Source organism: Arthrobacter sp. MYb23, from assembly GCF_002979775.1.
GTDB lineage: Bacteria > Actinomycetota > Actinomycetes > Actinomycetales > Micrococcaceae > Arthrobacter.
Map to the genome: position 1 here is coordinate 84874 of NZ_PCPR01000021.1, position 14469 is coordinate 99342.

General features: G+C 62.3%; 10 protein-coding genes. 2 read left to right on the forward strand and 8 right to left on the reverse strand.

What is annotated here, in order from left to right:
- Nucleotides 1-43: 43 nt before the first annotated feature.
- The 4 genes from CQ020_RS18710 to CQ020_RS18725 all read right to left on the reverse strand — a co-directional run bounded on the left by CQ020_RS18710 (nt 44) and on the right by CQ020_RS18725 (nt 7865).
- A complete protein-coding gene (locus tag CQ020_RS18710; protein ID WP_105693207.1) occupies nt 44-1555 on the reverse strand; it encodes a leucyl aminopeptidase in 1512 nt (503 codons plus the stop codon).
- Nucleotides 1552-3276, reverse strand: a complete 1725-nt coding sequence (locus CQ020_RS18715; protein WP_105693208.1) for an MFS transporter — start codon at nt 3274-3276, stop codon at nt 1552-1554. The genes CQ020_RS18710 and CQ020_RS18715 overlap by 4 nt, the downstream gene beginning before the upstream one ends.
- Before the next feature lie 31 nt (nt 3277-3307).
- A complete protein-coding gene (locus CQ020_RS18720) occupies nt 3308-5128 on the reverse strand; it encodes an SLC13 family permease (protein WP_374955210.1) in 1821 nt (606 codons plus the stop codon).
- A 100-nt stretch (nt 5129-5228) separates the two neighbouring features.
- Nucleotides 5229-7865, reverse strand: a complete 2637-nt coding sequence (locus tag CQ020_RS18725; protein ID WP_105693221.1) for a LuxR C-terminal-related transcriptional regulator — start codon at nt 7863-7865, stop codon at nt 5229-5231.
- A 128-nt stretch (nt 7866-7993) separates the two neighbouring features.
- Here CQ020_RS18725 and CQ020_RS18730 point away from each other — a divergent pair, with 128 nt between their 5' ends.
- Nucleotides 7994-8590, forward strand: a complete 597-nt coding sequence (locus tag CQ020_RS18730) for a DedA family protein (RefSeq protein ID WP_258142083.1) — start codon at nt 7994-7996, stop codon at nt 8588-8590.
- A gap of 164 nt (nt 8591-8754) precedes the next feature.
- On the opposite strand, the gene cls is transcribed toward CQ020_RS18730, so the two are convergent.
- Genes cls through CQ020_RS18745 form a run of 3 tightly spaced genes read right to left on the reverse strand, consistent with a single transcriptional unit; the run spans nt 8755 to nt 11735 of the window.
- Nucleotides 8755-10242: a cardiolipin synthase gene (gene cls / locus CQ020_RS18735; protein WP_105693210.1), complete on the reverse strand. Its 1488-nt coding sequence runs from the start codon at nt 10240-10242 to the stop codon at nt 8755-8757.
- 6 nt (nt 10243-10248) lie between these two features.
- Nucleotides 10249-11313 carry an AI-2E family transporter gene (locus CQ020_RS18740; protein ID WP_105693211.1) on the reverse strand — a complete coding sequence of 355 codons (1065 nt, stop codon included), beginning with the start codon at nt 11311-11313 and terminating at the stop codon, nt 10249-10251.
- Between the two features lie 44 nt (nt 11314-11357).
- On the reverse strand, nt 11358-11735 hold the full coding sequence (locus tag CQ020_RS18745; protein WP_024818649.1) for a membrane protein: 378 nt from the start codon (nt 11733-11735) through the stop codon (nt 11358-11360).
- Nucleotides 11736-12060: 325 nt separating this feature from the next.
- On the opposite strand from CQ020_RS18745, the gene CQ020_RS18750 reads away from it, so the two are divergent.
- On the forward strand, nt 12061-13488 hold the full coding sequence (locus tag CQ020_RS18750; RefSeq protein WP_105693212.1) for a hypothetical protein: 1428 nt from the start codon (nt 12061-12063) through the stop codon (nt 13486-13488).
- A 12-nt stretch (nt 13489-13500) separates the two neighbouring features.
- On the opposite strand, the gene CQ020_RS18755 is transcribed toward CQ020_RS18750, so the two are convergent.
- Nucleotides 13501-14256, reverse strand: a complete 756-nt coding sequence (locus CQ020_RS18755; RefSeq protein WP_105693213.1) for a ZIP family metal transporter — start codon at nt 14254-14256, stop codon at nt 13501-13503.
- Nucleotides 14257-14469 lie beyond the last annotated feature (213 nt).

Here is a 14469-nt window from a genome sequence, read left to right on the forward strand (position 1 = left end):
GCTGTCTGTGCGTCAGCGCCATCACGACCCGTGGAGGTACTGGCTACCCGGCTGAGTAGCCGAGTGCCAGTTCGATCAGAAGGCGGGTGCCGAAGCCTGTGGCCCCTTTGCTCCGCCATGCGTCGTCCTTGTCGGACTGCATGGTGCCGGCAATGTCGATGTGAGCCCAGGGAGTTTCCCCTACGAATTCGGCCAGAAACAACGCAGCTGTGGTGGAACCCGCGTAGGGTCCGCCTAGATTGGAGATGTCAGCAACATCGGAATCCAGTTGGGGACGGTAGGCCCGTTCCAAAGGTAGCTGCCACACTTGCTCGTCAGCACGGCTGCCGGATTCCAGAACGCGGTCCACCAGGGCCTGATCGTTGCCGAACACCGGTGCAGTGAGCTGCCCCAAGGACATCAGGGCGGCACCAGTGAGGGTGGCGATATCAACAATCCCGTCCACCTCGTCCTCCACGGCCAACGTCAGGGCATCGCACATCACCAGGCGACCTTCGGCGTCGGTATTCTTCACCTCGATGGTGAGGCCGCTGCGGGTGGTGAGGACGTCCCCCAATTTGTACGCCGAACCGGAGGGCATATTGTCCGTGCACATCAGGAATCCCGTGACGGCGGCCCTGCAGCCGAGGTCGCGGAGGGCGGTAAAGACCGCCAGGACTGCCGCCGCCCCGCCCATGTCCATTTTCATGAGCAGGTGCATGGGGTCGCTGGGTTTGAGGCTCACACCGCCGGAGTCGTACATGATGCCCTTGCCCACCAGGCCGAGGTGGCCGGTGGGGGAGCCGTCAGGCCTGTAGCTGAGTTTGATCATGCGGGGTTCCTGGGCGCTGCCGGCGTTCACGCCGAGGAGGCCTCCGCACCGGAGGCCGATGAGTTGTTCCTTGGTGAACTCCTCCACTGTGAAACCGAACCGTTTGCCAAGTTCCTGGGACACCTCACCCAAACCCGCGGCCGTGAGGTGGCTGGGCGGTGCGTTGCACAGATCGCGGGCGATGGCGGTGGCCCGCACTTTCACGCGCCCCACGGTCAGCCCCCGTTCCGCGGCCGCCCTGTCTATGCCTGGGGCCAGGAACTGAACCTCGCTCAGTGCCTTCTGCTTGCTCTTGCTCTTCAGCGTTTCGTAGCTGTAGCGCGCCAGAAGTACCCCCTCCGCCAAAACCTGACCCAGGTGTTCGGCGTCGATCCCCGCAGTATCGGAAAGTTCGAATCCAAGGCGCGTGTGGCGCTGGGTGGCGCGGACCAGTGCGGCTGCAGCTTTACGCCAACCATCAGCGTCCAGCGAACCCGGCTTACCGCCACCAACGGCAACCACCAGCGTGCCCGAGGCGTTGGCCAACTGCAGGGTGGTTCCGGGTTTGCCGTCGAAGCCTGCACTCTCCAACGTTTCCCGGTGCAGTCCGACCGACGCCGGGACGTCACCTTCGGAGGGGACCACCACGCCTATGGCATCGAGCTGATCGAAGCCATCAACGTAGTGCAGCTCAGTTTCGTCACCCTCTAGGGACGGGACAGCCGTGAAAACTTCAGGGATCAGTTTGTAAGGTTCGTGGTTCACCGTTTCGCCCGTTCTGTTGTTGTAGGTGCGGTTGCCGTTGACGCAGCAGTTGCCGTTGACGCGGCCGGCTCCGGAATGGCATCCGGATCGTCTGGTTCAAGTTGCTCAGGCAGGTCACCTTTCATCCGGCCGGGCATACGGCCCGCCGGGACGATCGCCAGCAAGGCGAGCCCGGACAATCCAAGGAGGGAGATCTGCAGGGCGCGGAGCCGCGCTTCCTCGTTGACTTCGATCGCGGCAGCCAGCTCGGAGGGGCTGCTCACCCGGTCACCGATGACTCCCTCCACCTGGGTATTGGTCAGGAAGTCGGCCTCGTTGACGTTCACTTTGTAGATCAGCTCCTGCGATACTTCCGGATGCGCGGCGGCACCGCTGGCGATGAGGGAGGAGAGCATTCCGACGGCGAACGCGCTCGCCACCGCGATGCCCACGCTGCCGGAGAGGTTGTGGACCAGCCCACGCCAGGCACCGACGTCGCCGGCCAACTCGCGCGGAACCGCGCTGAGCAGCGTGTTGAACACCAGTGCGACGATTGCGCCTTGGCCGAGCCCCAGCAGGATCAGGCCCAGCACCACAAACAGCTGGCCCCAGTCGTTCCGGATGGTGAAGGCGAGCAGGACCAGCGCTCCGGCCACCACCACGAAGCCGGCTTGGGCGATGATGCGTGGCGGGAATTTGTCGTACAGGAAAGCCACAAAGGTGCTCGCGAGGAAGATGGACAAGGTGTACGGGATGATCGAGAACGAGGTCTCAATGCTGGAGCGTCCTTGCACGATCTGCATGTACAGGGGAATCAGGAAGTTCGCGGCAGTTCCCACGAACAGCATGATGGCCATGCAGGCAGTGACCGCGAGTTCGGAGCTGGAGGCGAGAACCCTGAGGTCAAAGATGCGCGGCAGCTTGGCGTCCTGACGTTTCCGGATCCACATGAAGAAGACCTGCCCGGCGATTGCTCCGAGAAGGATCAGGAGCGGCGCGGGCGAGAGCCCCAGGATGTCGAAGGGTGCCTGGCTTGTGGCGAACCAGGTACCCCAGGCGGACAAGCCGCTGAAACCGAAGCTGAGAAAAATGACGGCCACTGCGGCGATGATCGAGCCGGTCCAGTCGATTTTCAGCTTTGGTTGTGCCGGGACGGTCTTGAGTTTGAAGCTCAGCAGCAGGTTGATGGCGCCGAGGACCACCATGAGGCCGAACGAGTAGCGCCAGCCGATGGTCGTTGCGAACCAACCGGCAATCAGAAGTGCCAGGACACCCGCTGCCGGGATGGCTGCAGCCAGGAGGCCGATGGCCTTTGCTTGCTGCTGGTCCTTGTAATTCGTGGCGATAAAGACCGTGAGGGCGGGTGCAATCAGTGCAATGACAGCGCCCGAAGATGCCTGGGCAATGAACAGCATGGCGGGACTGAGGCTGAGTGCCACACCGGCCATGGCGGCAGCATGGATGGCGACGGCGATCTGGAACACCTTACGCGTTCCGAACCGGGCGCCCAGCTTCGCTCCCAACAGGATGAAAGCCGCCATCGAAAACGTTCCGGCAGTGATGGCGGTGCCCACGGATGTTGCTGCTGTGTCCAGGTCGGTGGTGATGCCCTGCATTGAAACCGTCAAGGCGTTCACGGCGAAGGACGCCTGGATCTGGGTGAGGACCACCACGATCAGGGGCAGCCATGAAGCCGCCTTGACGGGTGGTGGGGTTGCTTTGGTGGTTTGATCACTGGCCATGGTGTGCTCCGTTGGTTGCGTGGGTTTTTGGTTATTGATTCTGAAGCGGCCAGAACACCGGTACCAGCAGAATGGCCACGGCAGCGTAGAGGGCCATGATCGCCAGCCCGAACTTCCAGTAATCGCCGAATCGGTAGCCTGCCGGCTGCATGATCATCATGTTGGCCGGAGTAGCCACCGGCGTCAGCAACGCAGCAGAGGATGCCACGGACACGCACATCAGCACGGCGTACGGGTTGATGGATGACTCCTGGGCCACGGAGAGGGCAATGGGGATGATGATCAGCGCCGTGGCAGTATTGCTGATCAACTGCCCCAGGACGGCGGTAACCACGAACAGTCCAACCAGCAACAACAAGGGGCCGCCGCCGCCCACCACCGACACCATGCCTTCAGCCAGGATCTCTGCGGTGCCCGTGGCCGTGATGGCTGTGGACAGCGGGATCATTCCTGCCACCAGGATGAGCGTGGTCCACGCCATGGAACGGTGGGCCTGCTGCATGGTAACCACGCGGAGTACCACCATGGCCAAGGCAGCCAGGAGTGCCGCTACCGGCGCAGGAACCAGGTTGGTGGCCAACAGGACCACCATAATTCCGACGACGATCAGCGCAGGTGTGGCGCGGGGCCCCAACGGGACCGTCTGCCTGCGGATGGTGTCCGGCGAGTCCACCAGCAACACGTTGTGATCCACAGTGTGCTGGTCCAAAGCAGACCAGGTTCCCTGAAGAAGAAGCCTGTCGCCGGCAGTGATGAGAGTGCGTCCGGACGATTCCGGCTCGCCCGGATGGTGATGAGCCAACACCACAAGATCGCCGCTGGCCGTCACCATGCCCGGGTAAGCCTCCGTGCCAACCAGATTCGACCTGGGTGCAACCACAACCTCGGCCACTCCGTAGTTGCTGCTGATGAGTCCGCACGTAGCATCGTCATCCTGTGTCAAGCCGTGTCGGGATGCCAGAGCGTCAATGGTCTGCTGCCCACCGCGCACCACAATCTCATCACCCTGTTCAAACACGGTGTTCCCGGACGGCTTGCCGTCCGAGCCCTGCACGCTGATGAGGTGGAGGTGACCGCCGTCGTGCTCGTCCTGAAGGCACCCAACAGGCTGGCCCACCAAAGCCGAACCGGCCGGAATGCTGAGCCGGCTCAGCCCATCGCCACCCAGGTAATGGTTCATGAGCGTCTCACTATGGGAACCCAGATCCTTCGGGAGTGCCTCCGGGGTCCTGGTGGGCAAAAGCTTCGGCCCCAGCCAAAGGGTCAAGGCGATGGTTCCCAACAACAGCGGAAGCCCCACCAGCCCAAACTCAAAGAACCCGATCCCGGTACCGGTGGTTTCCAGCGCCGCGTTGAGAATGAGGATATTCACCGGTGAACCGGTCAGGATCAACAACGACCCCGCATGTGCGGCGAAGGCCATGGGCATCAGCAGCTCCGAAGGCCGCCGGCCCAGGCGAACCGCCAGCACCACCACCATGGGAAGCAAAGCGGCAACTGCCCCATTGACGCTGATGAGCGCGGTCAGCAAGGCCGTAAGAACCATCATCAACACCATCAGCCGGGTGCGGCTCGTCCCCGAAAACCTGATCAGCAGACTTCCCAGCCACGTAGTAACGCCCGCGGCATCAATGGCCTCTGCCACCACGAACAGCGCAGCGATCAACACCAGGGTCCCGGATCCGAAACCGGCGAACGTATCGTCCAACCCCACAATGCCGGTGCCATACAAGGCCAAGGCCGCTCCGAGTGCCACCACTTCCACTGGCAGGCGGTTCCACACGAACGCAGCAATCACCACGACGAGCACCAGCAACGTGACGGTGACGTCTGTCATGAGTGCCTTCGGCAACCCGCAGGATATTTTGCCAGCATTCTTTCAGACTAGATCCGGGTTCCCGCCGCAGGGTCACCCCATTTAGGTGAGTGATGGGCGTTTTCCGAGGTCACGCCTAGGGTAGATACCCGGTCTTATAGGCCGCTGCCACCGCATCGTGCCGTGAACCGGCCCCCAGCTTCGAATAGATAATGCGAATGTGCGTCTTCACCGTGTTCACGGACAAATGGAGTTCCGCTGCCATCTGTTCCTGCGACAAATGCGACGGAAGAAGAGTCAGGACCTCACGCTCCCTGGGAGTCAACGACTGCGCTCGCCGGGCGTCGCTGGGAGGCCTTAAAGCAAACAGTCGCTGGGCAAGTGCTTCCCGTGGTCCGTAGGCGCCCACCCTTTCCATCAGAAGATCGATCACTTCCGGGGGAGCGATTGCCAGAGGGCGGAGCACGTCCAGCTCGTCGGCCGTATGGAGGGCTTCTTCCAGGATTTTGCCGGCCAGCGTCCGTCGTCCCGTCCGGATGGCCATGGAACATTCCAGGACGTTCACGTGGAGCCGGGTCCACTCCAGCACCGGCTTCACTGCGCCGGTGTGCAGCGGCCGGAGGCGGTCAGTGGCGGCGTCGAAACGGCTGATCCCGGCCGGCCCTTGGGCGCGCAGGAGGCACAGCTCACCTGTTCCCGGGAGACGTTCCTCAGCCCATTCCAGAACTTCGCGGGCATGATCAGCATGGCCCAACCCCAGGGCAGCTGTGTGCTCAATGACCGCGATGCATGCGCCCAGAGGGTGGGCAAACACGTGATCCCCGCTGATGTGCAGCCTGGCTTGCCGCAGGCCTTCGAGGGCATTGCGCCTATCCCCGGAATCCAAGTGCGCTGTTTCTGTGATTATTTCCAAGGTGGCTCGCATGGCAGCCCCGACTCCCTTGGAGGAAGACCCGAGTTGTCCGAGGTCCGAAAGACCTGCCGCAGCGCATTGCAGGGCCTCGGTCGGGTCAGCGCGGAGAAGTGCAGCCGAGGCATGCATCAACGCTCCGACGGACCTGCCGGCACCGGCCGTCCACATTTGTGCTGGAAGCTTTTCCTCAGCGAGGCCCAGAAATTCACAGGAACGGCGGAGATGGCCCTGCATCGAGTAAATGGCGGCGAGTTTGAGGTAGACCTTGCCGGCCAAGTAGGCGTTGCCTGCCTCCGTGGCTTCGATCAGGGCCGCGGAAGCTTCGTTCTCCGCGGTTCCGTACCTCCCTGCCACCAATGCGGCGGTGACCGCAACCATCCGCGCCTCGATCCGGACATCGCTTTGCCTCGATAACCGGAGCGCGGCGTGGTCCACGGTGGCCTGTGGGTCCTGGCCCTGCCACCCATCGCTGAACCAGGAAAGGCGTGCTGTCGCCAACGCCTGCAACTCGCGGAGCTCGGGAGGTGCATCATAAGCCCGGCTTCGGTTGGCCGCCGCCATATAGCGGGTAGCGGTAGTGGGCTGACGACTTTCCAGGTGCGCCAGCGCGGCAACCACGCAGAGCTTGGGGCTCACAGCGAAGAGCGCGTCGGGCAAAGCCGCGATCGCACGGCGGACCTGCATGACTTCACCTGATCCCAAGAGCGCGGCGCCGTGTCGTTCAAGGATGCCACCGATCAGATCGTTGTCCGCGGAGTCCCTCGCGTGCCTGAGGGCCGCAACAGGCTCGCCGGCGTGCTCATGCCACTGCGCAGCAATCCGACTGAAGCGGCGAAGCTCGTCCGGCTGCTTCCGGGCCAATCCGGCCCTGAAGTACGCACGGATCAAGGGGTGGGCCAGGAACACCTTCCGCCCGCTGCCTGCCGACTCCACGATTCCCCGGTCATCGGCCAAGCTGGAGAGCACGCTTCCGGCGCTCCTGTTGCCTGCAAGGGTGTTGGCCTGTGCGGCGACCACCACGCGGCACACGCTGGTGCTGGAAAGCACATGCCGTTCTTCACAGGAAAGAGCCCGGAAGATCTGGTGGTCCAGGTAGTCGGAGAGTTGCCGGTTGTTCGCGGCGAGGTCTCCCAAAGGGGCGTCGGGATTGGCGGCTTCGCGCAGGTAACGCAAGGCCAGGACTACACAAGCTGGCCAGCCGGCGGTCTGCCTGAAAAGCTCACGCAGCTGATGCATCCCCATGAGGGTGGTTGTCTTTGCGGCCAGAACGTTGATGTCGTCCAGGGTGAAGGCGAGGTCTTTGGTACCCAACTCCACCACGCGTCCGCTCAAACGGGCAGGTCCCGGATCAACGGTGGAACTGTCCCGGTAAGCCAACGCCAGTTGAAGATGCAGGCCTGCTTGGTTGAGCAGGGCGGGAATCCAGTAATCGCGTTCATCCGGAGCGAAGCCGTCCACTCCATCGATCACCAGGCGAATTGTGGAGCCGGATGCAGCCAGTGTTTGGGTGAGCTCTCCCAGAACATCCGCAGCACTATCTTCGGCTCCCGAAAATAGCCGCAGAGTACCCGGCGGAATGGCAGGGCATCGCCGGAGTGCCTGCAATATGGCGGGCCACAGCGCTTCCCGGTTGTGTTGGTCGGGGCTGAGCCACGCGACGTTGTGAGCCTGGCCTTCCAGCCACTGGGTCAGGAGCACTGTTTTTCCGAACCCGGCGGGGGCACAGATCAGGACGGTGTCGGCCGTGCAGTCAAGCTTGGCCACTTGTCGGGAGCGAGCCAGCATGGCCAAAGGCGGCCGGGGGACCGGAGTTGGCTTCAGGCTCAAGAGGTCCGGGCGGGTACCACCTTGGTCGTCCACACCTTCAGTGTAGGGGCGGGGCATCGAGGATTCACCCGGTAAAGGCGATCCGCGTGGCGGCGGTAGGACGTAAGGATGAACTTGGCGGCCGTGAGACGCTTGGACGAGGCCCGGAGAGGGGTTTCACCATGCAGGCTTTTAAGGACATCATGAGTGCCGCGGACTCCGGATGGGTCTACCCACTCGGGGCGATATTTGTGGCGTTCTCGGCGATTCTCCCGCCAATTCCCACAACGTCCTTGTTTGTGGCATTGGGCGCGCTCTCAGCCACGGACAACCTTCCCAACGGGTTCCTGTTGGTGGCAGCCATGCTTGCCGGTGCCGTGGCCGGTGACTTGGGCGCCTACGAATTAGTACGCCGCAGGGATATGGCCAACTGGAAGATACTCCAGGGCCCCCGAACCCAGAAAGCCCTGCACGCTTCCCGGGAGCGGTTGGCCAAGCACGCAGCCTCGTGGGTCCTGACGTCCAGGTTCGTTCCTTTGGGGCGTTTGACCATGAATGTGGCCAGTGCCATCACCCCGGTTCCGCGTGGCAGGTTCATCCTGTATTCAGTGGCTGCGGGCATCCTGTGGTCCGCCTACTCCGTGGGCATTGGTGCCCTCTCCGGGCTTCTGCCGGGGCTCTCCACTGAGTTCGCAGTTGTCATTGCCATTGCATTCTCATTGCTGCTGGGGCGGGGAATCAGCGCCGGAGTCACCTGGTATCTGCAGCTGGATGACTGACTTAACCCGGCTGGGCTATGTTGACCAGCTGCGCTGACTTGACCCGGCTGCGATGTGTTTGACCAGCTGCGCTGTGTTTGACCAGCTGCGATGTGTTTGACCAGCTGCGCTACGGCGACAGCCGCAGATACTGCGCGCGTAATTAACTACTCGCGCGTAATTAACTACTGGAGCGAGGACGTCAGCCGCGCCAGGTTGTCCAAGGCTACGTGGCCCACTGGCCGCCGAAGCCAATCTTCCAGCAGCAGTTCGGTGCTGGCAGCGCGGTAGCTGTCCTCGACAGCGCGCATTTGGTCCACTATTGAGCGCCCGTGGACCAGTACGGAGACTTCCATATTGAGGCTGAAGGACCGGACATCCATGTTGCTTGAGCCGATCACAGCGACGTCGTAGTCCACCGTAAAATGCTTGGCGTGCAGGACTTGCGGGGCCTTGTACAAGTAGATCCGGACGCCGGCCCGCAGCAACACCTCGTAGTAGGAACGTTGCGCGTGGTAGACCATGGCTTGGTCGCCCACTTCGGAAACGAAGAGCTCCACACTGAGGCCGCGGGAGGCCGCGGTGATGATGGCCAACTGGATGGCCTCGTCCGGGACGAAGTAGGGGCTGGTGATGCTGACGCGGTGCTCGGCCTTGTAGATCAGCGTGGTGTAGAGCTTGAGATTGTTGTCATTGTCGAAACTGGGCCCGCTGGGAAGGACTTGGGCGTCGATGAGCTCCGGCGCGGAACCAAGAACCACAGGGGACGTGTCCAACGGCAGCAGAGTCTCGGATTCGCTGTACCAATCAGTGACGAACACTGCGTCCAGCTCCCGAACCACCGGACCTTCCAGCCGGACCATTAGCTCGTGCCATTGGAGGCCCCGCTTGATGTTGCTTTTCTTGTTGTAGGACGCATCAATGAGGTTTTGCGATCCCGTGTAACCCACCTTCCCGTCCACCACCATCAGCTTGCGGTGATTGCGCAGGTCCGGGCGCTGCCATTGTCCTTTGAAGGGACGCAAAGGGAGCATGGCATGCCATTGAGCGCCCATTCCGTCAAAGGACCGCAGCATGTCCTTGTACGTGGGATCGCGGACCGCCGCCAAATGATCGAAGAGGACCCTTACCGCCACACCACGCCTGCAAGCCCTGGCCATGGCATCAAAGAACGGCTCCGTGGTGGGGTCCAGCGCCAGAATATAGAACTCCACATGGACATACTCCGTGGCGGTATCGATGTCCGCGATCATGCGATCGAAGCAACCCTTGTAGTCCTCCAACAACTCGGCCCGGTTGCCGCCCACCATGGGCAGCGCGCCGAGCCTGAGGTTGAGTTCGACGGCGGAGCGCAGCCAGGTGGGCCAGTCCTCACTGTGGCTCACTGTTGAGAGGCCAGGTGTCCGTGCCAGCATGAGCTCGTTGACAGCGCGCTGCTTCTCCCGCCGGGCCTTGGGAAGTTTGCCGCGGCCCACCAGCAGGAAAGCCACCATTCCCAGGTAAGGGATGAAGATGATCGCCAACACCCAGGCAATGGCAGAGGACGGCCGCCTGTTGGCTGAGACCATCACCGCGGCGATTGAACCGAGCACGATGTGGAGCGCCAACAAGATCAAGGCGACAGCATCGGCGTCGTGCAGTAGCTCTTGGAAACTACGCAGTACTTCTTGCATGCCGCGCTACTTGGCGTTCTGCTGCGGTATGACCACTTTTTTGATGATCAGCAGAATCGATGCTGTGGTGGGGCACGCTATCAGCGCCCCCAGCAGCCCCAAGAGCGTGCCGCCCACCATGGCCCCTATAAGGACCAGGGAGCCGGGGATGCTGATCGCTTTTCCCACCACCCGGGGAGTCAGAATGTAGGCCTCCACCTGCATGTAGACCAGCATCACGAGGAAAACCACCAGAGCTGTTGCCGGAGAGGTAAAAAGCGAAACGACCGTGATGATTGCGGTGCTGATCGCGCTGCCCACCAAAGGTATGAGGGTGATGGGAAATGCCAGCACCGCAAGGACTGCCGCGTACCTGACCCCGGCCACGGAGAGGACAATAAAGGTGAAAACAGCGTTGAGCAGGGCAAGAATTGACATGCCGCTCAAGTATTTGCCAACTGACGCAATAATTGTTTCAGAGATGTCCGCGAATGATTCCCGGCGGGAAGCCGGAACCAGTGCATAAAGGCTCGATTTCATAACCTCATGGCCGGCCACAAAGTAGAGCGTCAGGACTACTACGAACACCACGGCAAAGGCACCATTGACTACGTTGTAGCCCACCTGCACCGCGCCGCCACCAATAGCAAGCCACACATTCGGATCCGCCGCCGAGGTTTCCAGCCAGTCCAGCAGCGGGGTCAACGCGCCACCCAGCGAACCGTTGAAATCGCGGAACCATTCCTGGTCTCCCACCGCGTCGAAGCTGGAGGGAAGAACCCGCACAAGCGCGGCGCCCTCCTCCACCAGGATGGGAACAATGAAGCGGATCAGCACCACAACCACCACCAAAAATCCCACCGCTACGACTAGAACTGCGCCGCCGCGGGAAAGTTTCCAGCGTTCCAGCCAACGAACCAGGGGATAGAGCCCCAGCGAGATGAACAGCGCGGCAAAGATCAAGGTCAGCGAATACCGCAGCGTGATGACTGCGGAGCCCAAAGCCAGGGCAACCAATACACCGAGCGCCGCGATAAGCCCGAATCTGAACGGCCCGCCTTCCAGGAGCGGGAATGCCTTCAATCGCCTCATGCGGTCCCTTTCGGCGGTACGTGAACGGAGGACCGTAGCCCGGATCAGGCCAAAGCGATCTCCTTGAGGCGAGCGTACTCGGCTTCGTTAATATCTCCAGCAGCAAGCAGCGCTTTTGCAGCTTCGATTTGCTGAGTGGGTGTTTGGGCCCCGGCAACTTCGCGGATGTAGTTCTCAGCCTCCTCCACCGATTCCCGGACCCGAATCTCGCCACGCAGAGCCATGCCTTTTCCGCGCATGATGACGTAGATCAATGCAGAGATAAAGGGAGCCACGAAAAGGCATAGGATCCACAAAGCTTTAATGCCACCGCTCAGGGCTTTATCGCGGAGAAGATCGGAAATGATCTGAAAGAGGAGGATCAAATAGGCAATAAAGAAAAATGCGACAATGATGCTCCACAACGATTCCAAAAAGCTCATGGCGTCTTTCCCATCGTTCGTTCGGCCCCGGGCTGGACCGCCGTCATCCGAAAATGCTTCATCCCACAAGGGAACCGCTCCCCGGCAGGCCACAACACCATTCTCGATTCGCCCGCCCCCAAGTGCGCGTGCCTTCAGGGGTTCGGTGACGATTGGACAGAAAGATCACCCACTAAGGGTGAGCGTGCGTGGTTGGGGCCTGACGACGGGTGTGGCGTGCCCACTCGTCGGTCACAAATCCCCCGCAGCACCGCGGCTGAGGTCCGCATCCGGAGGTCAGTTAAGCTGCTCAGAGCCACGCCACTCCGCACGCATAGGGCCACCAATGACGCACTCTTTCGCAGCCGACCACGCCACCCCGCGCTCGGAAAAACAGTCGGAAACCCAACCGGGAATTCAGCCGGGAACCCAGCCGGAAATGCGCTCGGAAAGTCGTTGGGAGGATCCCTCGAAACCCCCGCTCGAATGCCGCGCCGAACGCGACACCGAGTACGGTGCCGAACGTTCCGCCGCAGGTACTGCCCTGGGATCGTTCGGAGTAGTGGCCGTCGTCGGCGTGTTCGCACTTCTCCTCCACATGCTTGGGCAGCATTCGCCGCGGGTGGGACCTGGCTACGCAGGCTGGGCGCAAGGGACCACTGATAACCCTCTGGCCGCCCTGCGCTGGTTCTTCGGCGACATGACCGAGCCCCTGTTCTACAAGTCCGATCTCGCTGCGCTGGGACTCCTCGCCGGTGCCGCGGCCGCATGGTGGGTTGGCCGACGAGGCCGGAGATGGGCAGGCACGCTGAGTAACAATTCCGGGCTGTGGCCCTGGGTCGTGGCTTCCGCGTCGCTCAGTTTGATGCTATCCAACCTGGTGTTCGGCTGGGTGCTCGACGACGGGTGGCAGCCCACGTTCGTGCCGTTCGTCTGCGTTGCTCCCGCCATGGTCCTTCTCTACGGAGCGGGGTGGAGGACCTGCATCACCGGCGCGGTCCTGGGGACAGCCACCACCACACCGTTGGCTTTGCTGTTCATCCGCACCGTTTCAGAACCTCTTGGCCTGCCACCCGTGGTGGCAAGCGTGGCCGCAATGTCAGTGGGCTCGGCCATCTCGTTCCTGATCGCCCGGCGGCTGCCGTGGCTCGTCTTGCGGGAGACCCGGCAGACTCGGCAGACTCGGCAGACCTGGCAGACCCGGGTGACCCGGCAGACTCGGGAGACCCGGCAGACTCGGGAGACCCGCGAGGTTCGCCCGACGGCGCAAGCGGAGCTGCCGCCGTCGAGTCTCAACCGAAACATCCCGGCCGACGCTGCCTGGGCCGCGCGCCGGGTACTTAAGGACTTCACGGAAACACACTTTTTTGCCAACGAACTCGCCGGGGCCTGCCTGATCCTGGCGGTAGCCGCGGCTTTTGTCCTCAACCCGGGACTGCCGTCGTACGGGACGGGCCTGCTGCCGCACATATTGTTTGCCCAAGCGTTGACGTCGGCCATTGGGGTCACGCTCTGGCGCGGCTGGTACCGCGACGGCGGGTGGGCGGCCACCTACGCGTCCGTGGTGTCGGTTGCCCCGGCGGCGGTCCTGGCGTACGACGGCTCCTGGCAGGGAATGGTAGGTGGGGCCGTGATGGGCGCCGTCCTCGCTCCGCCTCTGGCCCGGGCAATTTCCGCGCGGCTGCCCGCCGGCTTCCACCCGGTCATCGGCAACACAGCCGCCATGGCAATCTCGACGGCGGTTGCGTTGACAGTGCTTGGGCTGCTGCCGTAGTTCACCTGTCAGTCAGCCGCCGACGTGATGAATGGTGAACGCACTCAGAAAGCCGACGGCGGCCGTTAGCCCGGTCAGGTTGTGGTGCTCCTCGAAGGCCTCGGGGATCATGGTGTCGGAAAGCATGGCCAGAATTCCGCCAGCGGCGATGGCGGTAATGAACGCGATCACGCTCTCTGGAGCATTTTCCAAGGCGGTGTATCCCAGCAGTGCGGCAAGCCCGCTGAACACTGCAATGCCGGCCCAGGTGCCAAAGACGTAGGCGGGGCTGCGGCCGGCCTTCTTCATCCCCGCTGTGCTGGACAAACCCTCCGGGACGTTCGAAATGAAGACGGCGGCGAGCATGGCCGGACTCACTGCCCCACCGGCGAGGAGGCCAACGCCAAGGACCACTGATTCCGGAATGCCGTCAATAAGGGCACCTACTGCTATGGCCGTGCCGCTTCCGGGGGAGTCCTTCTCCGAAGGCTGGGTGCCTCCCGAACGTTTCCGATGCTTGGCCCCAGCCCGGGCCAGCAGGACGTTGGAGCCCACAAAGATCACGGCGCCCAGGAGGAAGCCCAAGATGGTGGGGAGCAACCCGCCGCCCTCCACGGCCTCATCAACCAGTTCGAACGCCAACGCAGAGATCAAGACGCCGGCGCCGAAGGCCATCACCGTGGAGACGAGTTTGGGCGGCACTTTCCAGATCCAGGCTATGCCCGCCCCGAGGACCAGGGCACCGCCAGCCAACGTTCCCCACATCAAGGCCTGTAACCACATTGGCATTTGTCCCGCCCTTCCATCGGCCGTGCATGTGCATCATGAAGTGTTCCACATGGGGGCTGTATGGATCTTCCGATACTGCTTGATTGGCCTGCGTTCCAAGAGGCCTGCGTTCGATTGGCATGCGCTTGAATTCGCCTGCGGGAGTCTTGAGGTTTTCCTGAGGAAGTGTTGCGGGTATGCAGGATTTGTTCTTGATCCGGGCCCGGCACAGTA